Origin of the sequence: Dyella thiooxydans (genome assembly GCF_001641285.1) — a bacterium.
GTDB lineage: Bacteria > Pseudomonadota > Gammaproteobacteria > Xanthomonadales > Rhodanobacteraceae > Dyella_A > Dyella_A thiooxydans.
Map to the genome: position 1 here is coordinate 3,557,995 of NZ_CP014841.1, position 20,836 is coordinate 3,578,830.

Here is a 20,836-nt window from a genome sequence, read left to right on the forward strand (position 1 = left end):
CCAGGCGTTCAGCCGGGCAGCACGATGCGGTGCTTGCGGATCTTGCGGTACAGCGTGTTGCGGCTCACCCCCAGAGCGGTGGCGGTGCGGCTGATGTTCCAGTGCATGCGTTCGAGCTCGAACATCAGCGCGTCGCGTTCGGCGGTACCGAGTGGATTGGCCGCTTCGTCGCGCCCGGGATTGCCTTGTGCGGCCGGCGGCAGGCCCGACGGGGCGTCGCCGAACTCGCGACCGAGCTGGACGACGCCGATGCGCCCGTCATCGCCGCACAGCGCGGTCGCCATGCGCAGCACGTTGCGCAGCTGGCGGATGTTGCCCGGCCATGGATGCGCCAGCAGCCGCTCCATCGCCTCGTCGTCGATCGTCGGCAGCGGACCGTCGCCGACCTCCTCGCGCAGCAGGGTCTGGATCAGCTCGCGCTTGTCGGTGCGCTCGCGCAGCGTGGGCAGTTCCAGGGTGATGCCGTTGAGGCGGTAGTAGAGGTCTTCGCGGAATTCGCCCTGCTGCACCATGGCGAGCAGGTCGCGATGGCTGGCGCTGATCACGTGCAGATCCACCGGAATCGCCGCGTCGCCGCCCAGCGGCACGATCTCGTGCTCCTCGAGCACGCGCAGCAGGCGCGTCTGCAGCGCCAGCGGCATGTCGCCGATCTCGTCGAGGAACAGCGTGCCGCCGCTGGACTGGCGGATCTTGCCGACGTGCCCCTCGCGCGCCGCGTCGGTGAACGCACCGCGGGTGTAGCCGAACAGCTCGCTCTCGATCAGCGCCTCGGGAATCGCCGCGCAGTTCACCGCCACAAAGGGCTTGTCGGCCCAGCTGGCGGCCTGGTGCAGTGCCTTGGCGAACACTTCCTTGCCGGTGCCGGTGGCACCCTGCAACAGGATCGGCACGCGTCGGCCGAACAGCTGGCGACCGCAATTGAGGTTGTGCTGCATGCGCGGGTCGCCGCCCACGTGTCGGCGTGCCGCCGGCGTGCCGGGGTCGGTTCGCTTGATGCCTGCCGTCGGCGCCGCGCGACGCTGCATCGGTGCCCGGGCGTTGGCGAAGAAGCGGCGTCCGTAGGCGATGTCGCGCACCGGCCACAGCGACGCGGCCTCGTGCATGGCGTGGCGGCGCAGGGTGTCCATGTCCAGCGGCAGCAGGCTGGCGAGCGGCTTGCCGACCAGCTGCGCGCGGCTGCTGATGCCCAGCTGCAGCAGTGCCGCTTCGTTCACCGCCAGCACGTTGCCGTCGTCGTCGATCGCCATCAGCGCCTCGTGCAGCAGGCCGACGAACTCGGCCCGGCTGTGGAAGCGCAGCACCCAGGCATCGCGGAAGCGGCCGAGGAAATGGCAGCGGGCGATCAGGTTGGCCGACATGCTGACCAGGGCCATGGTGTGGCTCTGGACCAGCCGCGTGTCGGCGGTGCTGGCGGCGGAGGCGTCGAGCACGCCCAGCACCTCGCCGTCGACGTCGAGGATCGGCGCGCCGCAGCACGACAGTCCGGCGTTGTAGCGACGGAAGTGCTCGCCGCAGTACACCGTCACCGGTGCCCGCTCGGCCACCGCCGTGCCGATGCCGTTGGTGCCCTCGTGCTGTTCGCTCCATACCGCGCCGACCCACAGCCCCGCGCCACGGAAGTCGCGCCGGGCCTGGCTGTCGGTGATCGCGCTGAGCACTACCGCGTCGGCGTCGCTGAGGATCACCGCGTAGCCGGAGCCGGCGATCTGCTCGTACAGGTTTTCCATCTCGGCGCGGGCCACGCCGAGCAGCTCGCCCAGGGTTTCCTGGCGTGCCCGCACCGAAGCGGTGTCGAGCACGACGGTGCGCCGCTCGGCGTCCGGCTCGATGCTGTAGCGGTTCAGGCAGCGGTCCCACGACTTGGCGACGTAGGGCGAGACCTGGCTGGTGCCGATCCGCGCCTGCAGCAGGCTCGCGATGCGCGAGGAGGGCTGGCTTGCCGTCAGGGCGTTGCTCATGACCGTGGCTCCTTCGGTCCCTGGCGCCTGGCTGTGCGGCACGCTGTCCCGCGTCGCATCGGTCGGAGGTGGTCTTGCGCGTCAGGTGGATCCCGAGCATCGCGCCCGCCACGGATCGCCGCAAACTGCAGCGCAGCATCGGGGCGCCCCGGCGTGAAGCATTTGACACGCCGTGTCACGGGTCGGCTGCGCCACGGAAGCAACACCTGCGGCAGCGACCGCCGGTCCGAAGGGCTTTGCGCGCTGGTCCGGGTCTTGCGTGGCTCCTGCGGCCGGCGGGGCGCCGGGCAGGGACCACACCGCATGACCCGCATCCAGGTGACGCAGCACATCGGGCATCCGGCCGAGGCGGTCTGGGCGGTGGTGGGCGATTTCGGCGGCCTGCACCGGTGGCATCCGCAGGTGCGGCGGCTGGACCTGTCGTGGGAGGGGCGCATCCGTACCCTGCACCTGGCCGACGGCGGTCGCGTGGTCGAGCGGCTGGAGGCGCGCAACGATGCCGCCTGCCGGTGCGTCTACGTGCTGGTCGACGGCTCGCTGCCGCTGGCCGCCTGCCGCTCGACCCTGGCCGTGCATGCGGACGGTCCGGCCTGTCGGGTCGACTGGTCGTGCGAATTCGAGCCGCGGCGCGAAGCCGGAGCAGACGTCGCGAGGCTGATGGAGGCACTCTACGACGAGGGCCTGCAGGCTTTGGCACGGGCGCTGGCCATCCGCTGAGACCGGCCTGGATGTAAGATGGTGCAGCGCCGCGATTTCCCGCGGGCGCACGTTTTCCGGCGATTCCGAGCGGTTCCGCACCCGGTGCGGGCCCGGCCGGCGACCGCCTGATCCCCGGCCGTTGAGGACTGCATGCCCGCTACTGCGTTTCTTGTCGATGGTGCGTTTTTTCTCGCCCGCTACCGCAAGGTATGGGGCGACCGCGATCCCAACGACGCGCGCACGGTAGCCAAGACCGTGTTCGGCATGGCGCTGGAGCACCTCAAGGCGCTGGATCGTCCGCGCGAGGCGCTGTACCGCATCTTCTTCTACGACTGCCCGCCGCTGGAGCGCACCCTGGTCAAGCCGGTCAGCGGCGACAGCGTGGATTTCGGACGCACCGGCGCGGCCGCGTTCCGCCGCGAGCTGCACGACCAGCTGCGGCGCCAGCGCAAGATGGCGCTGCGCCTCGGGCGGCTGAGCGAGCGCGGCGAGTGGCAGCTGCGCCGCAGTGCGTTCCAGCAGCTGCGCGAGGGCACGCTGGCCTGGGACGAGCTGGGCGACGAGCATTTCGAGCCGGAGATGCGCCAGACCCAGGTCGACATGAAGATCGGCATCGACATCGCCGCGCTGGCCTACAAGAAGCAGGTCGACCAGATCATCCTGGTCGCCGGCGACGCCGACTTCATTCCCGCGGCCAAGCTGGCGCGCTACGAGGGCATCGATTTCATCCTGGATCCGATGTGGCAAGGCATCGCACCGGATCTGCACGAACACATCGACGGCCTGCAGTCGGTCTGTCCGCGTCCATACTGAACGGCCAGCCGTATCTGCACGTCGTTATCACTTTGCCTGCGCCAGCGTGCCGGGCGGGGAGGCGCCGCCAGGCGCGATCGAACAGGGAGCACACCATGACATCGTCGGTTCCGGGAAAGTGGCTGCTGGCAGGGCTGTGCGCCCTCGCGCTGGCAGCGCCCGCGGCGGCGCAGACCGTGGCCGAAGCGGACGGGCAGGACCAGCCTCCGGGCGAGCTGGTGCCACCGACCAGCGCCGTCGACTTCACCGCGGCCCAGCTCGACAGCGTGCTGGCCGGCGACTGGCGCAGCGCGGCCGAACGGGCGCGCGACCGCTACCGCCACCCCAAACAGACACTGGAGTTCTTCGGCGTGCAGCCGGACCAGACGGTGGTGGAGATCACCCCGGGCGGCGGCTGGTACGCCGACATCCTGGCCCCGCTGCTGCGCGATAACGGGCAATACGTGGCCGCGGTGGTCGCGCCGGCCCCCGGCAAGCCGGCCGACGACACGCTGAAGCAGAAGTTCGCCGCCGATCCGGCGGTGTTCGGCGACGCGCGCATCGTCACCTTCGATCCGAAGGCGCCGGTGTTCGGCCCGCCCGGCAGCGCCGACACCGTGCTGACCTTCCGCAACGTGCACAACTGGGTCCAGGCCGGGACCGCGCCGGCGATGTTCAAGGGCTTCTTCAAGGTGCTGCGGCCGGGCGGCGTGCTCGGCGTGGTCGACCATCGTGCCGCCGCGGGCGTATCGCTGGATGCGGCGAAGGGCAGCGGTTACCTGCCGGTGGCCGCGGTGGTGAAGCTGGCCACCGATGCCGGGTTCGAGCTGGAGGAATCCAGCGAGATCAACGCCAATCCGGCCGATACCAAGGACTACCCCAAGGGCGTGTGGACGCTGCCGCCGACGCTGACCCTGGGCGATGCCGGCCGCGCAAAGTACCTGGCGATCGGCGAATCGGACCGGATGACGCTGCGCTTCGTGAAGCCGGAGGGTCCGGCACCGGCCGCCTCGGTGCCGTCGCCGGCCAAGGCCGCCTCATCCCCCTGACGGCGTCCGTCGCTCCGTGCTGATCGCGTTGAACAAGCCCTATGGCGTGCTCTGCCAGTTCACCGATGCGGACGGCCGCGCCACCCTGGCCGACTACATCGTGCAGAAAGGGGTTTACGCGGCTGGCCGGCTCGACCAGGACAGCGAGGGCCTGCTGCTGCTCACCGACGACGGCACGCTGGCGCACCGGCTCACCGACCCGAGGCACAAGCAGCCCAAGACCTACCTGGCGCAGGTGGATGGCGCGATCACCGACGAGGCGATCGCCGCGCTGCGCCGGGGCGTGATGCTGAAGGACGGCCCGACCCTGCCGGCCGGCGCCGAACATGCCACCGAGCCGGACTGGCTGTGGCCGCGCGATCCGCCGGTGCGTTTCCGCAAGGCGATCCCCACCAGTTGGTTGCGCATCACTCTGCACGAGGGCCGCAACCGGCAGGTGCGCCGGATGACCGCGGCGGTGGGCTTTCCCACCCTGCGGCTGATCCGCGAGCGGATCGGCAGGTATGCGCTGGACGGACTGGCGCCGGGCGAGACCCGGCTGCTGCTCCCCTGACGCCGCGCGCCTAGGCCGGCGGCAGGCTGAAGAAGGCCCGGGCCGTGGCCGTGGTGTGGGCGGCCAGCGCCTCGTAGGTCTCGCCGCGGTCGCGGGCGATCTCCTCGGCGATGTGCTTCAGGTACATCGGCTCGTTGCGCCGGTGGCTGGGCTGCGGGCGCACCGTGCGCGGCAGCAGGTAGGGCGCGTCCGTCTCGATCATCAGCCGGTCGGCCGGAATCTCCCTGACCAGCTCACGCAGATGCAGGCCGCGGCGTTCGTCGCAGATCCAGCCGGTGATGCCGATATGGCAGTCCAGCGCCAGGTAGTCGCGCAGCGCCTCGCCGGTGTCGGTGAAGCAGTGCACCACCACCGCCGGCACCCGGTCGCGGTAGCGGCGCAGCAGGGCGAGGAAGTCCTCGTGCGCATCGCGCTGGTGCAGGAACAGCGGCTTGCCCAGCTCGGCGGCGATGCGCAGCTGGCGCTCGAACACCTCGCGCTGCACGTCGCGCGGCGAATAGTTGCGGTGGTAGTCCAGCCCGGTCTCGCCGACCGCGCGCACCTCCGGCTGCGTGGCCAGCTCGCGCAGCAGGGCGTCGGTGGCGTCGTCGTAGTCCACCGCATGGTGCGGATGCACGCCGGCGGTGGCGTACAGCACGCCGGGGTGGGCCTGGGCCAGCGCCAGCGAGGCCCGGCTGCCGTCACGGCTGGCCCCGGTGACCACCATCCGCGCCACGTCGTGGGTGCGGGCGCGGGCGAGCACCGCATCGAAGTCGTGGGCAAAGGATTCGTGGGTCAGGTTGGCCCCGATGTCGATCAGCATGCGTCGGTCTTGGCAGGCAAAGTCCGTATTGTCGCAAGCCCGCGCCGCGCGCGCGACGCCGCAACGCAGCGTTCCCGGAATACCCCATAGGCCATTGCCGTATTGCCGGATCGGCCGGGCTTGCCTAGGGTGGCCAGCTTTCGCGCTCAGCCGGCTTCCGGTGAGGGCGGAGATTCTTGCGCCTGTCCGCCTGGGGCCGGTGCTTTGTGAACAGGGCGCCCGCGGTCGCCGCCCCGGGGGAGACCGGATGTGCTAACAATGCGCGTCTGGTCGGTGCGGGGGCGACGACCGGCAGAAGATGTCCGTAATCGCAGTGGAACGGGGTGGGTGATGTCGGCAGTGGTGAGCGCGTCGGGGGACGCAACACAGGCGGCCATGGATGACCGCGAGGCGGCCGTATGTGCCCTGCTGGTCTCGCGCGGTGCGCTCAAGGACGGTGACCTGGTCCGCGCCCGACGGCTGCATGAAGAGGCTCCGGAGGGCACGCTGACCGCCCTGATGGCGCGGCTCGGCCTGGTGTCCGAGCGCGACCTGGCTCAGGCCTGGTCGGAGCTGCTGGGCGCGCCGCTGGTGGCCACCCGTGACGTGCCCGAGCTGCCGCCGTCCGAACTGGACGTGTCGCCACGCTTCCTCAAGCAGCAGCACGTGGTGCCGATCCGCCAGGGCGACGACGGGCTGGCGTTGGTCGTGTCCGATCCGGCCGATCCGTACCCGCTCGACGCCGTGCGGCTGGCCGCCGGCAAGCCGGTGGCGCTGTGCATCGGCCTGCGTTCGGAGATCGATGACCTGATCGAGCGCTACTACGGCCAGGGCCGCTCGGCGATGGGATCGATCGTGGAGAACCTCGACGGCGCCGGCGCCACCGAGGAAGAGGACGTCGAGCACCTGCGCGACCTCGCCTCCGAGGCGCCCGTCATCCGCCTGGTCAACCTGATCCTGCAGCGCGCGGTGGAGCAGCGCGCCTCGGACGTGCACATCGAGCCGTTCGAGAACCGGCTGAAGGTGCGCTACCGCATCGACGGCGTGCTGCACGAGGTGGAGGCGCCGCCCTCCAGCTCGACCGCCGCGGTGATCAGCCGCGTCAAGATCATGGCCAAGCTCAACATCGCCGAGCGCCGCCTGCCGCAGGACGGTCGCATCCAGCTGCGGGTGCAGGGCAAGGAGCTGGACCTGCGCGTGTCCACCGTGCCGACCAGCTTCGGCGAGTCGGTGGTGATGCGCATCCTGGACCGCGAGTCGGTGGTGTTCGACTTCGCCTCGCTGGGTTTCACCGACGCGTTCGAGCAGCGCTTCGTCGAGGTGTTGCAGCGCCCGCACGGCATCCTGCTGGTGACCGGCCCGACCGGTTCGGGCAAGACCACCACGCTGTACACCGCGCTGTCGCGGATCAACACGCCCGACGTGAAGATCATCACCGTCGAGGACCCGGTCGAGTACCAGCTCGAGGGCATCAACCAGATCCAGGTGAAGCCGCAGATCGGGCTGGATTTCGCCGGCGCGCTGCGCTCGATCATGCGCCAGGACCCGGACGTGATCATGATCGGCGAGATGCGTGACCTGGAAACCTGCCGCATCGCGATCCAGTCCGCGCTGACCGGCCATCTGGTGCTGTCGACCCTGCACACCAACTCGGCCGCCGGCGGTGTCACCCGCCTGCTCGACATGGGCGTCGAGGACTACCTGCTGGGTTCCACCGTCAACGGCATCCTGGCGCAGCGGCTGGTGCGCCGGCTCGATCCGGAGACGGCGATCCCGTACGAGCCCTCGCCCGAGGTGATCGCCGAGTTCGAGCTGGAGAAATACACCGACCAGCGCCCGATCCGGCTGTGGAAGCCGGGCGAGAGCGCGGCCAACCCCACCGGCTACCGCGGTCGCCGCGCGATCATGGAATTCCTGGTGATGACCGACCCGCTGCGCCGGCTGATCATGCAGCGCGCCGACGCCGGCGAGATCGAGCGCGCCGCGCGCGCCGAGGGCATGCGCACCATGTACGAGGATGGCATCGCCAAGGCGGTGGCCGGCGTCACCACGCTGGAGGAGGTCCTGCGCGTGACGCAGGAGGGCTGACGTGGCGCAGTTCCGCTACCGCGCGGTCAGTGATGCCGGCGACATGCTGCACGGCCAGATGGAGGCGGCATCGGTCGAGGACGTGATCGCCCGCCTGCAGGACCAGGGCCACACCCCACTGGAAGCGGTCCCCGCCGATGCCGGCGGCAGCGGCGGCTCGTTCGCCGCGCTGTTCGCGCGCGGGCCGTTCTCCGGCGACCAGCTGGCCCAGTTCACCCACCAGCTGGCGACCCTGCTCGGCGCCGGCCAGCCACTGGACCGCGCGCTCGGCATCCTGCTCGAGCTGCCCGAGGGCGAGCGGGCGAAGAAACTGATCGAGCGCGTGCGCGACCGCGTGCGCGGCGGCAGCACACTGTCACAGGCGCTGGACGAGGAACACGGCGTATTCCCCAAGCTGTACATCTCGCTGGTGCGCGCGGGCGAGGCCGGCGGTTCGCTGGAGGACACCCTGCGCCGCCTGGCCGATTACCTGGAGCGTGCCCAGCAGCTGCGCGGCAGCATCGTCAACGCGCTGATCTACCCGGCGTTCCTGATGGTCGGCGTGCTCGGCTCGCTGGTGCTGCTGCTGGCCTATGTGGTGCCGCAGTTCGTGCCGATCTTCCAGGACATGCAGGTGCCGATCCCGCTGATCACCCGGGCCGTGCTGGCGCTGGGCAACCTGATCCAGGACTGGTGGTGGCTGATGGTGCTGCTGATCGTTGGCGCGGTGTTCGTGCGCCGCGCGCAGCTGCGCGATCCGGATGCCAGGCTGGCCGCGCACGCGAAGCTGCTGCAACGACGGGTGGTCGGGCCGCTGCTGGTGAAGGTGGAGACCGCACGGATCGCGCGCACGCTGGGCACGCTGCTGAAGAACGGCGTGCCGCTGCTGTCCTCGCTGACCATCGCGCGCCAGGTCACCTCCAACCGCGCGCTGGACGAGGCGCTGGCCACCGCCGCCGAGCAGGTCAAGGGCGGCGCGGGCCTGGGTTTCGCGCTGGCGCAGTCGCAGCGCTTCCCGCGGCTCGCCCTGCAGATGGTGCAGGTGGGCGAGGAGGCCGGCCAGCTCGACACCATGCTGCTGAAGGTGGCCGACACCTTCGAACTGGAGAGCCGCCGCGCGATCGATCGCCTGCTCGCCGCGCTGGTGCCGGCGCTGACCATCGTGATGACGGTGCTGGTGGCGATCATCATGGCGGCGATCCTGCTGCCGCTGCTCAGCCTGACCAGCAACATCCAGTGATCGGCGGTGTCCGAGAGTTTCCGAACGTTCCATGACGAGAGGTAAGTCCATGCAGTCCAGGTCTCCCCGCGCCGCGCGCCGCAGCGCCGGCTTCACCCTGCTCGAGATGCTCGCGGTGATCGTGCTGATCGGCATCATCGGCGCCGTGGTGGTCACCCAGGTCGGCAAGAACGTGGACAAGGGTAAGTACGGCGCCGGCAAGGCGCAGCTCACCACGCTCGGCCAGAAGATCGAGAGCTACGCGCTGGACAACGGTACGCCGCCGCGCCAGCTCGAGGATCTGGTGACCAAGCCGTCCAATGCGACCAACTGGCAGGGGCCGTACGCCAAGCCATCCGAACTGAAGGACCCGTGGGGGCATGCCTTCGGCTACAAGTACCCGGGCGAGCACGGCAGCTTCGATCTGATCTTCTATGGCCAGGACGGGCAGCCGGGCGGCGACGGCTTCAGCAAGGACGTGGGCAACTGGCAGTAGGCGCTGCCCGCTCGGATCTTCCCGATGAGTACCCGCTGCTCACGTCGCCGATCCGCCGTGCACCATGCGCGGGGCTTCACGCTGTTCGAGATGCTGGCGGTGATCCTGCTGATCGGCATCGCGGCGGCGGCGGTGTCGATCTCGGTCTCGCAGGGTCTGGCCGGTGCGCGCGTCAGTGCGGCCAGCGGTGAACTGGCCGCCACGCTGCGCGCCACCCGCGCCCAGGCGATCGTGAAGGGGCAGGAGCAGCACTTCGACCTGGACATCCGCGCCGGCAGCTACACCGGCGCGGACGACCGCACCCGCGAGCTGCCGAAGGGCATGAAGGTCAGCATCACCAGCGCGAAGGAAGACCAGGTGTCGCCCACCGTCGGGCGCATCCGCTTCTTCCCCGACGGCAGCTCCACCGGGGGGCATATCACCCTGCAGCAGGGGCAGCGACGCTGGCAGGTCAATGTGGGATGGTTGACCGGCGCGGTCAGCGTGGTGCAACCCGGCACGGCGCAGCCATGAAGATGTCTCGCCGCCAGCGGGGGTTCAGCCTGATCGAAGTGATTGCGGCACTGCTGCTGCTGGCGATCGCCTTCACCGCGCTGATGAAGGTGGCCGGCGGCGCGATCGACCTGACCCACCGCGCCGCCCAGCGCAGCGAGGCTGCGATGTGGGCGCGCAGCCTGCTGGACAGCACCTTCGTGATCGAGCCGCCCCAGACCGGCACCCGGACCGGACGCTTCGACAAGCGCTACCACTGGCAGTTGCAGGTGACGCCGTGGACGCCGGAGGGCAAGCCGCCGCCGAATCCGCCACTGCAGCTGTATCGGCTGGATCTCGACGTGCGCTGGAGCGAAGGCGGCCACGAACAGGACGCGCGCTTCAGCACGCTTCGCGCCGGGATGCCGATCGGCGCGGGTACCGGTGCAGACGCCGGTGGAGGCGGGCGATGAGACGCGTGCGCGGTTTCAGCCTGCTCGAAGTGCTGCTGGCGCTGGTGCTGCTCAGCGTGCTGCTGCTTGGCGTGTACTCGGGTATCCGCACCGCCACCCACGGCGTGCGCTCGGGCACCGCAGCGGTGGAGCGGCTCGACCAGATCCGCTCCACCCAGCAACTGCTGCGGCGCGAGCTGGCGCAGGCGATGGTGGCGCCGATCGACCACGACGCCAACGGCGATGCACTGTTCTTCGAAGGCAAGGCCGATGCCATGCGCTTCGTCGCGCCGCTGCCGGGCTATCTCGACAAGCTCGGGCCGCAACTGCTCAAGCTGTCGTTGGTCGACGATCACCACGGCGGCAAGCAGCTGCAGTTGCAGCTGGCCCTGCTGCCGCCGGACGGCAAGCCGCCGCGTCCGCTGGGCAAGCCGCAGCTGCTGCTCGATCACGTCAGGCAGGGGCGATTCCAGTACCGCGGGGTGGATGCGCAAGGCCGCGTCGGCGACTGGCAGGACAGCTGGCCGGACGGGCGGCTGATGCCGCAGCTGGTGCGCATCGAACTGACCCCGCAAGGCATCACGCCCTGGCCGGAACTGACCATGCCCCTGCGGATCGACCCGAGCAGCGGGCTGATGCTGCAGGGGCCGCTGCTGCGCATGCGGGCGGCGGGAGCGCGATGATGCAAAGGTCGCCTCTCCCCCGTCGCCAGCGTGGCGTCGCACTGCTGGTGGTGCTGTGGGCCTGCACCCTGTTGGCGGTGCTGCTCGGCGGCTACGCGCTGATGGCGCGCACCGAGGCCTTGCAGGCGCGCTATGCGTTCGCCCACACCCAGGCGCACTACGCGGCCGAGGCGGGTATCGCGCGGGCGGTGTACGCGCTGCAGGATCCGAGACTGGCACAGCGCTGGATTCCCGATGGACGGTCGTACACCTTCCCGTTCGGCGACGCCTCTGTGCAGGTCCAGATCGTCGACGAAAGCGGCAAGGTGGACCTCAATGCGGCTTCGCCGGCCGTGCTCACCGGCCTGTTCAAGGCGGCCGGCATGGAGCCGCGGGCGGCCGAGCAGCTGGCGGGCCGGGTAGCGGCCTGGCGCAGCTTCAGCGATGCGGTGGGACCGAACCCGGCCGACGCCGCCTACACCGCGGCGGGACTCGACTACCTGCCGCGGCATGGACCGTTCGCCAGCATCGAGGAACTGCGCATGGTGCTCGGCATGCCGGCCGCCATCTACAAGGCGGTCGCTTCGCAGGTCACGCTGTGGTCAGGGCGCGACGCGCCCAATCCGGCTACCGCGCCGCCGCTGGCGCTGGCGGCGATTCCTGGCATGGATGCGGCGCGGATCCAGCAGGCCGAGGACGCGCGACAGGCGCTGGATCCAGCGACCGCGATGGCGTCCGGTGCCGGGGTAACGCATAGTATCCGTTCGCAGGCGACGCTTCCCGACGGCACCCGGGCCGTGGTGCGGGCAACGGTTCGCCTGCGCGGGATCGGGGCTGGCGTGCAGCCGTACGCGGTGTTGCGCTGGCAGGAGGGAGACGGGGAATGAGTACCGCAATGCAGTCGCTGCGGCCGTCGCTGGAGCGCGCGCGGCGCGCCTGGCGCGGCTCGCCGCTGCCGGCGTTCCTGGCGTGGTGGGGCGGCGAACTGCGCGCCCTGCTGCCGGTCCGGATGCGCCAGATGCTGGCCAGCGGTGCCGACTGGCACCTGTTGGAACATCGGGATGGGCACTGGAGCGTGCGCCGTGCCGGCGAGCCGGGCCTGCTGGCGCAGTGGCCCGACGACGGCGATCCGACGATCCAGCAGCAGGCCCTGCGCCAGGCACTGGCCGCGGTCGATCCGCAGGATCTGCGCCTCGCGCTGTGCCTGCCGGTGTCGGCCGGCCTGCGCCGCACGCTGGCATTGCCGCTGGCCGCCCGCGACAACCTGGCGCAGGTGGTCGGTTTCGAAATCGACCGGCAGACCCCGTTCCGCGCCGAACAGGTGGCGACCGACGTGCGCGAGCTGGCGCGCCCGGTGGGCGAGGGCCGCTTCGCGGTCGAGCTGATTGCCCTGCCGCGCACCACGCTCGATCCGCTGCTCGAGCGGCTGGCCGCCCTGCGCATCCGCGTCGATGCGGTCGACCTGCTCGACGGCGATGCCCGGGTCGGCGCGAACCTGCTGCCGCCCGCGCAACGACCGCGCCGGGTCGATCCGCGCGCGCGGCTGAATCTCGCGCTCGTTGCCGGCTGCGTGGTGCTGGCGGGGCTGGTGCTGGGGCAGTGGCTGCACAACCGGCAGGTCGCGCTGGACGCGATGCAGGCCCAGGTCGATGCCATGCACGGCGAGGCGCAGCAGGTGGCCCTGCTGCGCCAGCAACTGCAGGACAATGCCGGCGCAGCCGGCTTCCTGGCACTCAAGAAGAAAGACACCGTGCCGGTGCTGGCGCTGCTGGACGAACTCACCCGCCGTCTGCCCGACAGCGCCTGGCTGGAGCGCTTCAGTGTCGACAGCAACGGTCACCTCGGTTTCCAGGGCCAGGCGACCCAGGCGGCCAAGCTGGTCGATGCACTGAAGGACGACCCGCTGATCCGCGACGTCGGCTTCCAGGGCTCGATCCAGGCCGACCCGACCACCGGCAAGGAACGTTTCTACCTCGTCGCCAACGTGCGCACGCCGGCGACTCCCGCCGCCGCAGCATCCGCGGGAGCCACGCCATGAGCCGGCTGGTGATGAAGCCGCGCGACAGCCGGCTGGCGGCGATCGGCCTGCTGCTGCTGGTGCTGGTGATCGCCTACTTCGTGCTGCTGCACTGGTGGTTCGTGGCGCCGCTGCAGTCGATCAACGCGCAGATGAGCGATCTGCGCGACACCCAGAGCCGCTACGCCGCCGCCATCGCGCAGAAGCCGGAGCTGGAGAAGCGTCTCGCCGCGATGGGCGCCGGACAGGCGGCCAGCAGCGCGTTTCTGCCCGAGGACGATCCCAACGCCGCGACCGCCGGGCTGATGCAGCGGGTGGTCGACGTGACCGGCGCGCACCGGCGCGACGGTGGTTGCGAGGTGACCCAGAAGATGCCGCTGCCCGAGCCCCAGGCCGACGGCAGCGAACCCTACCGGAAGGCCGCCGTGAGCATCAGCCTGCGCTGCGACATCGAGCCGCTGGCCGCGGTGCTGAACGATCTGGAGCAGGGCACGCCGTACCTGTTCGTCGGCGACCTGAGCATCTTCCGCAATCCGGTGATCACCCAGCAGAACGCCCAGGCGCCGCTGGAGGTGCAGTTCACGCTGACCGGCTATGTGCGCCCGTCGCACGCCGGCACCGGCGCCAGCCAGGGAGCCGCCCCGTGAAGGCCGCCACGCAACGCCGGTTGACACCGATGCTGGTGCTGGCTGCCGGCATCCTTGGCGCCGCGCTGGTGGTCCTGATGCTGGGTCTCGGCCAGGGGGTGCGCTGGCGTGCGCCGCATCCGGTGGCACCGCTGCCGCCGCCCGGGCACGGTGCCGCGCTGCCGCCGCCGCAGCCGCTGGATCGCTTCGCCACCGTCTGGCAGCGCCCGCTGTTCCGTCCCGACCGGCGTCCCGGCGCGCGCTCCGGTGATGGCGGTGCCGTCGGCGACCTGGCGCTGACCGGGGTGATCCTCACCCCCGGCTTGCGGATGGCGCTGGCGCACGACAAGACCAATAACCGCGACCTGCAGATCGCCCAGGGCAAGACTACGCCGGACGGCCGCTGGACCCTGGTCGAGGTGCAGCCGCGCGCAGCGGTGTTCGATGGCCCTGACGGCCGGGTCGAACTCAAGCTGCCGGCCGGCGCCCCGTTCGACAAGACGCCGCCGGCGCCGGACAACGCGCCGGGTGCCGCCGAGATGCGCAAGGAGGCCGGCGGCGCGCCGTTTCCGGCGACCGGATCGTCGCCGCGCATGGGCCTGACCCCGCCCGGCGCTGGTCGCGCGCAGCGCGGGCACCAGACCGAAGCGCAGCTGCAGGCCGAGCGGCTGCGCCAGCTCAACGCCATCATCCAGAAACGTCGGGCCGAGCAGGCAGCCTCGACCCAGCAAGGAGACCATTGATGTTCCGCATGCTGAAGCACCCGATGATCCGCGTGGCCGCACTGGCCAGCGTGGTCTGGCTGGCCGGCTGCGCCACGATGCCGCCGCCGCCCGACGACGGCGCGCTGCAGCGCGAGGCGATGGCCGGCACCGAAAAGCCGGTGCCGCCGCCGCTGCCGCTGGCCAACCGGCTGGGTGCCGAAACGCCGGCCGCCGTACAGCCGGAACTGCGTACCGGCACCGGCCAGTTCATCCATCCGACCGCCCTGGCGAAGCCGCATCCCGTGGCCAAGGGCGATGGCGCGGTCACCTTCAACTTCGAGAACCAGCCGGTGCAGGCAGTGGTGAAGGCGGTGCTCGGCGATCTGCTGAAGAAGAACTACACCATTGCGCCGGGCGTGCAGGGCAACATCTCCTTCGCCACCGCCGAGCCGGTGGACTCCAGCCAGGCGCTGCCGATCCTGGAGATGCTGCTGTCGTGGACCGGCAACGCGCTGGTCAGCAATGCCGGCGGCTACGTGGTGATGCCGGCCAAGGACGCTGCCGCCGGCAACCTGGTGCCGGGCCTGGGCGCCAGCGCGCCGGCCGGCGGCCTGCAGGCGCGGCTGTTCCCGCTGCACTACATCAGCGCGGTGGAGATGCAGAAGCTGATCAAGCCGTTCGCGCGGACCGACTCGGTGCTGCTGGTCGATCCGGCGCGCAACCTGCTGGTGCTCTCCGGCACGCCGCAGGAGCTGGCCAACTACGCGAGCACCGTGCGCACCTTCGACGTGGACTGGCTGCGCGGCATGTCGGTGGGCGTGTTCTCGCTCGAGCATGCCAGCGTCACCGACCTGATGCCCAAGCTCGACAGCCTGTTCGGCAAGGACGGCAACACGCCGCTGGCCGGCATGCTGCGCTTCATCCCGATCGAGCGTACCAACGCGCTGGTGGTGATCTCCACCCAGCCGGACTACCTGCATGAGGTCGGCGACTGGATCCACCGCATCGACCGCGGCGGCGGCAACGAGCCGCAGCTCTACGTCTACGACGTGCGCAACATCAAGGCTTCGGATCTGGCCCGTTACCTGGCGCAGATCTACACCGACAACGCGGGCGGCGGCAGCAGCTCCGGCGGCGAGGTGGGGCCGGGCCTCACCGGCGCCACGATCGGCAACACCGGCGGCGCGGGCGGCAAGTCGATGGGCAGCACCGCGGGCAGCTTCGGCAGCAGCAGCGGTGGGTTCGGTGGCAATGACGGTACGCGCGGCGGCGGACTCGGCAGCTCCAGCGGGATGGGCGGCACCGGCGGTGCATCCGGCGGCCAGGGCGGCACCGGCGGGGCGCTGATCAATGCTACCGGCAGCGCCAGCGGCGCATCGGGTAATCAGGAGTACAGCTCCGGCGACGGCAGCATCCGGATCAGCTCGGTCGACGCCAACAACCAGCTGCTGGTGCGCGCGCGGCCGTCGCAGTGGGCGGAGATCCAGGATGCGATCCAGCGCCTGGACACCGTGCCGCTGCAGGTGCAGATCGAGACCCGCATTCTCGAGGTGAATCTGTCGGGCGACTTCAAATTCGGCGTGCAGTGGTACCTGCAGGGGCTGGCCGGCGGCACCCAGAACGCTGACGGCAGCTTCACTCCCGGCAACCCGAACAACCCGCGCCAGGGTGCGCTGGGCATCGGCGGCAACGCCTACGTGCCCAGCAATGGCGTCACTGGCGATGCGCTGTTCTATTCCTTCGTCAACTCCAACCTGCAGGTGGCGCTACACGCGATGGAGACCAGCGGCAACACCAAGACGCTGTCGGCACCGTCGATGGTGGTGCTGAACAACCAGGTGGCGCACATCCAGGTGGGCAACCGCGTACCGATCAACAGCACCAGCATTTCTCTCAATACCGGCACGAGCACGCCTTACAGCGAGACGCAGTATCTGGATACCGGCGTGATCCTCAACGTGCAGCCGCGGGTCAATCCCGGCGGGCTGGTCTACCTCAACATCGGCCAGCAGGTCAGCCAGGTCGACCGCACCGCCCAGCTGGTCAATGGCAACCCGACCATCTCGCAGCGCGAGCTGGCCACCCAGGTCGCGGTGCAGAGCGGGCAGACCGTGCTGCTCGGCGGCCTGATCCAGCAGGACGAGGGCACCTCCGACGGCGGCGTGCCCGGCCTGAACCGCGTGCCCGTCCTCGGCCGGCTGTTCGGTACCACCAGCCGCACGCACAGCCGCACCGAGCTGATCGTGCTGATCACGCCGCGGGTGATCACCAGCAGCGACGACGCCCGCCAGATCACCGAGGAATACCAGCGCAAGTTCGAGTCGCTGGCGCCGCTGCGGGCGAAGGAGGCGGCCGTGCCGACGGCCGCCAGCGCCCCGTCTTCGTCGGCCGCACCGGCCGGTGACGCAGCCCCCACGCCCGAGCAGCTGCAGCAGCAGGCCGAGACCGCGCTGGCACAGACCGACTACGTGGGCGCCCAGGCGCTGGCACTGCGCTCGTGGCGGCAGGGCACGCGCCACGGCGACCTGTGTGTGCAGAACTGGCGGGTGATCGGCGAGGCGCGGGCGCGACTGAAGGACACGGCGGGTGCCCAGACCGCCGACAAATGGATGCAGCAGTGCGTGGCGGCTGAGCCGCGTTAGCTGTCGGGCGCGTCGGGATTCGCGCCGGCGGGGCGTGTCGCGCCCGCTCCGCCGTTACCATGGGCGCGGATGACCGCCACGCCTGCCGACTTCCCGATCACCCCGCTGCTGCCGGACATCCGCGCCTCGCTCGCCGCGCATCCGCGGCTGGTGCTGGAGGCGCCTCCCGGTGCCGGCAAGACCACCCAGGTGCCGCTGGCCCTGCTCGACGCACCTTGGCTGGAACGGCGGAAGATCCTCATGCTGGAACCGCGCCGCATCGCCGCCCGCGCGGCCGCGCAGTTCATGGCGCAGCAGCTCGGCGAGCCGGTCGGACAGACGGTCGGTTACTCGATCCGCTTCGAGTCGCGCACCAGCGTGGCAACGCGGATCGAGGTAGTCACCGAGGGCATCCTGACCCGGCTGATCCAGGACGATCCCGAGCTCACCGGCATCGGCGCAATCCTGTTCGACGAATTCCACGAGCGGCACCTCGCCGGCGACCTCGGCGCGGCGCTGGCGCTGGACGTGCAGGGCACGCTGCGGCCCGATCTGCGCCTGCTGGTGATGTCGGCCACGCTGGACGGCGAACGCGTCGCGCAGTGGCTGGATGCACCGCGGATCAGCAGCCCCGGGCGCAGCTTCCCGGTGCGTATCGAGCACCCGCCGGCGCGCGCGCAGGAGACGCTGGAGCAGCACCTGGCGCGCACCGTGCGCCAGGCGCTGGCGGAGAACGACGGCGACGTGCTGGTGTTCCTGCCCGGCCGACGCGAGATCGCCCGTGCGCAGACCGTCCTCGGCAACACGCTGGACGAGGCGATCGAGCTCGTGCCGCTGCACGGCGAGCTGTCGCTGGCCGAGCAGCAGCTCGCGCTCGGCACCGGCGAGCCGGGCACGCGGCGGGTGGTGCTGGCCACCAACGTGGCCGAGTCCAGCGTGACCCTGCCGGGGATCCGCGCGGTGGTCGACAGCGGGCTGGCGCGCGAGCCGCGTTTCGATCCGAACTCCGGCTTCACTCGGCTGGAGACGGTGACAATCTCCCAGGCCTCGGCCGACCAGCGCGCCGGCCGCGCCGGCCGCGTCGCCGAAGGCACGGCGTACCGGCTGTGGCCGCAGAGCAGGCGGCTGGAGCCCTCGCGTACCGCCGAGATCGCCCAGGCCGAGCTGTCCGCGCTGGCGCTGGAACTGGCCGCCTGGGGCATCACCGCGGGCAGCGGCAGCGACTTGGCCTGGCTGGATCCACCCCCGTCCGGCGCGCTGGCGCAGGGACGCGAGTTGCTGGCCGCACTGGGTGCACTCGATGCCGACGGTCGCATCACAAGGCTGGGCCGGCAGATGCTCGCACTTGGCGCCGCGCCGCGACTGGCTGCGGCCGCCCTGCGCGCACCGGAGGAACGTCGCGCCCTGGTCGCCGACCTGCTGGCGTTGACCGAGGCACGCTCGCCGCTGCGCGGCGAACAGTCGCGTACCGACGACTTCCGCGTGCGCGTCGGCGCCCTGCACGTGTGGCGCGATCGCCGCGGCGGCGGCAGCCATGCCGGCGCCGATGCCGGGGCGCTGGCGGCGATCGAGCAGGCCGCCAAGGGCTGGCGTCGCCGGCTGGACCTGCGCACCGCCGCCAGCGGCGTGCCGGACAGCCACGCGGTCGGCGACCTGCTGGTGCACGCATATCCCGACCGCATCGCCTACCGTGATGCCAACAACCCGCTGCGCTACACCCTGGCCAACGGCCGCGGCGTGCGCCTGCACGAGCAGACCGCCCTGCTCGGCGAGCCCTGGCTGGTGGTGCTGGACCTGCGCCACGAGGCGCGCGACAGCCTGGTGCTGGCCGCCGCGCCGCTGGACCCGCGCACGCTCGAGGCCGAGTTCCCGCAAGGCTTCGCGCGCGAGCGCGTGCTGCGCTGGAACGAGGCGCGCGGCGCGGTGGAGGCGTTCGAGGAACGCCGCTTCGGGGCCATCGTGATGGAGCGCCGCAGCGTGCCGGTGCAACCGGCCGATGCGCTGCCGGCACTGCTCGCCGCGGTGCGCAGCCGCGGACTGGAGGTCCTGCCGTGGAGCGATGCGGCACGCCGCCTGCGCCTGCGCATCCAGGCGTTGCGCGGATGGATGCCCGAGCTCGACCTGCCGGACGTCTCCGACGCCGCGCTGCTGGCCACACTGGAGGACTGGCTGGCGCCTTATCTCGCGGGCAAGCGCGGCCTCGATGCGCTGGGCGCGGACGACCTGTCGCAGGCGCTCGCCGCGATGCTCGACTACGGCCAGCGCCAGCAGCTCGACGCGCAGGCGCCGGACCAGTGGCTGGCGCCCAGCGGTCAGCATCGCCGGCTCGAATACGCACCGGACGAGCCACCGGTGCTGGCGGTGAAACTGCAGGAGCTGTTCGGCCTGGCCGACACGCCGCGGGTCGGCGGCGGCCGCGTGCCGGTGACCCTGCACCTGCTGTCGCCGGCCGGCCGGCCGATCCAGATGACGCAGGACCTCAAGGGTTTCTGGGAGCGCACCTATCCCGAGGTGAAGAAGGAACTCAAGGGCCGCTACCCGCGCCATCCCTGGCCGGACGATCCGTGGACGGCCACGCCCACCCACCGGGCCAAGCCGCGCGGCACCTGAGGCACCGCGCGGCCGGCGCGGTCAGGCGGTCTTGCGGCGGAACAGCTTTTTGAACACGCCGGCGATCGCCGCCACGATGAAGATCACGAACTTCTTCAGCGCCAGCAGCAATACGCCGAGCTTGGCGAACAGGCCCGCCTTGGCGGCGATGCCGCCGGCGACCAGCGCGCCGATGCCGTAGGCGGCCAGCTTGTCGGTGCGCGAGTCGTAGTCGGTGTAGCGCTGGCCGGCGTCGAAGTCGGTCATGTCCAGCACCTCGGGCATGTCCGCGCGCACCTGCGCCAGCTCGCCGATCGGCGCCACCGCGTTGAGCGACAGGTAGCCTTCCCTGCCGAGCACGCGGATGTCGTAGTTGAGCGAATGCCCGCTGTGGCCGTCGCGGGTGAACACCAGGTCGCGTGCCCAGTACAGCTTGTGGCTGGAGGCGTCGTAGTGCGGCGGTTCGGCCCAGCCGGCCAGCTCGAGCTCCGGATAGCCCTGCTTGCGCCGTTCGGCGTTCTCGTCGAGGGTCGATGCCTTCATCTTCGACAGCATGTCGTCGTAGTCGATCGAGGACGCGTCGGCGTCGGACACGTAGCCGTCGTCGACGTAGGTCACCACCACCGCCCACTGCTTCGGATCGAGCAGGCCGTGCGGGTCGGAGTCGGGCAGGATCATGCCGAGCACGTCCTTGTCCGGCGGGTTGTCCCACAGCTGGGTCAGCACGCGCTGCGCGTCCTGCGGCCCCAGGAACGCGTAGCCCGGCTTCAGCGCCAGGTGGGCGTGCGCCGGGGCGATCGCCACGTCGCCGGTGGCCGGGTGCAGCGAGGCGAGGAACCGCTCGGTGCGGGCGTCATCGGCATCCTCCGCCTGGATCGGCGAGGCGTGGGTGGCGCAGAGCAGGACGAGGGCGGGCAGCACGAGTCGTGCCGGCGCGCCGAAGCGGTAGGTCATCGGAAAATCCCCCTGGTGTCGGTCCATCGAGAAGACGCCTGGCGGCAGGCGCCGTCCGGGGGCGCCCCCTGCGCCCCGTCCGGGTTTTTAGCAGTCGCCGCACCTTCCCGCCAGCGCCGGGCTTTT

At 70.9% G+C, this 20,836-nt stretch carries 19 protein-coding genes; 16 read left to right on the forward strand and 3 right to left on the reverse strand.

Annotation, left to right across the window (positions count from 1 at the left end; all coding sequences use genetic code 11):
* Nucleotides 1–8: 8 nt before the first annotated feature.
* The gene (locus tag ATSB10_RS15965; protein ID WP_063673722.1) at nt 9–1,958 is read right to left on the reverse strand and encodes a sigma-54-dependent Fis family transcriptional regulator; all 1,950 of its coding nucleotides are present in this window, start codon (nt 1,956–1,958) and stop codon (nt 9–11) included.
* Between the two features lie 303 nt (nt 1,959–2,261).
* Here ATSB10_RS15965 and ATSB10_RS15970 point away from each other — a divergent pair, with 303 nt between their 5' ends.
* The 4 genes from ATSB10_RS15970 (at nt 2,262) to ATSB10_RS15985 (ending at nt 5,051) form a co-directional block, all read left to right on the forward strand.
* Entirely contained in the window at nt 2,262–2,675 is a 414-nt protein-coding gene (locus ATSB10_RS15970) for an SRPBCC family protein (RefSeq protein WP_063673723.1), read from the forward strand.
* 132 nt (nt 2,676–2,807) lie between these two features.
* Nucleotides 2,808–3,470, forward strand: a complete 663-nt coding sequence (locus ATSB10_RS15975; protein ID WP_063673724.1) for an NYN domain-containing protein — start codon at nt 2,808–2,810, stop codon at nt 3,468–3,470.
* Nucleotides 3,471–3,565: 95 nt separating this feature from the next.
* Nucleotides 3,566–4,498 carry a class I SAM-dependent methyltransferase gene (locus ATSB10_RS15980; protein WP_063673725.1) on the forward strand — a complete coding sequence of 311 codons (933 nt, stop codon included), beginning with the start codon at nt 3,566–3,568 and terminating at the stop codon, nt 4,496–4,498.
* A 16-nt stretch (nt 4,499–4,514) separates the two neighbouring features.
* Complete coding sequence (locus tag ATSB10_RS15985; RefSeq protein WP_063673726.1) at nt 4,515–5,051, forward strand: pseudouridine synthase; 537 nt, start codon at nt 4,515–4,517, stop codon at nt 5,049–5,051.
* Nucleotides 5,052–5,061: 10 nt separating this feature from the next.
* Here ATSB10_RS15985 and ATSB10_RS15990 read toward each other — a convergent pair whose 3' ends face one another.
* Nucleotides 5,062–5,853, reverse strand: a complete 792-nt coding sequence (locus ATSB10_RS15990; RefSeq protein WP_063673727.1) for a TatD family hydrolase — start codon at nt 5,851–5,853, stop codon at nt 5,062–5,064.
* A gap of 330 nt (nt 5,854–6,183) precedes the next feature.
* Between ATSB10_RS15990 and gspE the strand changes: the two genes are divergently transcribed.
* From gspE to hrpB, 12 genes are all read left to right on the forward strand, one after another.
* Nucleotides 6,184–7,920 (forward strand): type II secretion system ATPase GspE, encoded by a 1,737-nt coding sequence (gene gspE, locus ATSB10_RS15995; protein ID WP_063673728.1) that lies wholly within the window; start codon nt 6,184–6,186, stop codon nt 7,918–7,920.
* Between the two features lies 1 nt (nt 7,921).
* A complete protein-coding gene (gspF, locus tag ATSB10_RS16000) occupies nt 7,922–9,139 on the forward strand; it encodes a type II secretion system inner membrane protein GspF (protein ID WP_063673729.1) in 1,218 nt (405 codons plus the stop codon).
* Between the two features lie 49 nt (nt 9,140–9,188).
* A complete protein-coding gene (gene gspG, locus ATSB10_RS16005) occupies nt 9,189–9,614 on the forward strand; it encodes a type II secretion system major pseudopilin GspG (RefSeq protein ID WP_083966264.1) in 426 nt (141 codons plus the stop codon).
* A gap of 90 nt (nt 9,615–9,704) precedes the next feature.
* The gene (locus ATSB10_RS16010) at nt 9,705–10,127 is read left to right on the forward strand and encodes a GspH/FimT family pseudopilin (RefSeq protein WP_063674541.1); all 423 of its coding nucleotides are present in this window, start codon (nt 9,705–9,707) and stop codon (nt 10,125–10,127) included.
* Nucleotides 10,124–10,558: a prepilin-type N-terminal cleavage/methylation domain-containing protein gene (locus ATSB10_RS16015; RefSeq protein WP_063673730.1), complete on the forward strand. Its 435-nt coding sequence runs from the start codon at nt 10,124–10,126 to the stop codon at nt 10,556–10,558. Before ATSB10_RS16010 ends, ATSB10_RS16015 begins: the two co-directional genes overlap by 4 nt.
* A complete protein-coding gene (locus tag ATSB10_RS16020) occupies nt 10,555–11,220 on the forward strand; it encodes a prepilin-type N-terminal cleavage/methylation domain-containing protein (RefSeq protein WP_063673731.1) in 666 nt (221 codons plus the stop codon). The genes ATSB10_RS16015 and ATSB10_RS16020 overlap by 4 nt, the downstream gene beginning before the upstream one ends.
* The gene (locus ATSB10_RS16025) at nt 11,220–12,086 is read left to right on the forward strand and encodes a type II secretion system minor pseudopilin (protein ID WP_157469317.1); all 867 of its coding nucleotides are present in this window, start codon (nt 11,220–11,222) and stop codon (nt 12,084–12,086) included. The genes ATSB10_RS16020 and ATSB10_RS16025 overlap by 1 nt, the downstream gene beginning before the upstream one ends.
* On the forward strand, nt 12,083–13,237 hold the full coding sequence (locus ATSB10_RS16030; protein WP_063673733.1) for a PilN domain-containing protein: 1,155 nt from the start codon (nt 12,083–12,085) through the stop codon (nt 13,235–13,237). The genes ATSB10_RS16025 and ATSB10_RS16030 overlap by 4 nt, the downstream gene beginning before the upstream one ends.
* Complete coding sequence (gene gspM / locus ATSB10_RS16035; RefSeq protein ID WP_063673734.1) at nt 13,234–13,863, forward strand: type II secretion system protein GspM; 630 nt, start codon at nt 13,234–13,236, stop codon at nt 13,861–13,863. Before ATSB10_RS16030 ends, gspM begins: the two co-directional genes overlap by 4 nt.
* Entirely contained in the window at nt 13,860–14,585 is a 726-nt protein-coding gene (locus tag ATSB10_RS16040; RefSeq protein ID WP_063673735.1) for a hypothetical protein, read from the forward strand. Before gspM ends, ATSB10_RS16040 begins: the two co-directional genes overlap by 4 nt.
* Nucleotides 14,585–17,188 carry a type II secretion system secretin GspD gene (gspD, locus tag ATSB10_RS16045; protein ID WP_063673736.1) on the forward strand — a complete coding sequence of 868 codons (2,604 nt, stop codon included), beginning with the start codon at nt 14,585–14,587 and terminating at the stop codon, nt 17,186–17,188. Before ATSB10_RS16040 ends, gspD begins: the two co-directional genes overlap by 1 nt.
* Nucleotides 17,189–17,257: 69 nt before the next feature.
* Nucleotides 17,258–19,777, forward strand: coding sequence for an ATP-dependent helicase HrpB (hrpB, locus tag ATSB10_RS16050; RefSeq protein ID WP_063673737.1), 2,520 nt, complete (start codon nt 17,258–17,260; stop codon nt 19,775–19,777).
* Between the two features lie 21 nt (nt 19,778–19,798).
* Here hrpB and ATSB10_RS16055 read toward each other — a convergent pair whose 3' ends face one another.
* Nucleotides 19,799–20,710: a DUF2167 domain-containing protein gene (locus ATSB10_RS16055; RefSeq protein WP_063673738.1), complete on the reverse strand. Its 912-nt coding sequence runs from the start codon at nt 20,708–20,710 to the stop codon at nt 19,799–19,801.
* Nucleotides 20,711–20,836 lie beyond the last annotated feature (126 nt).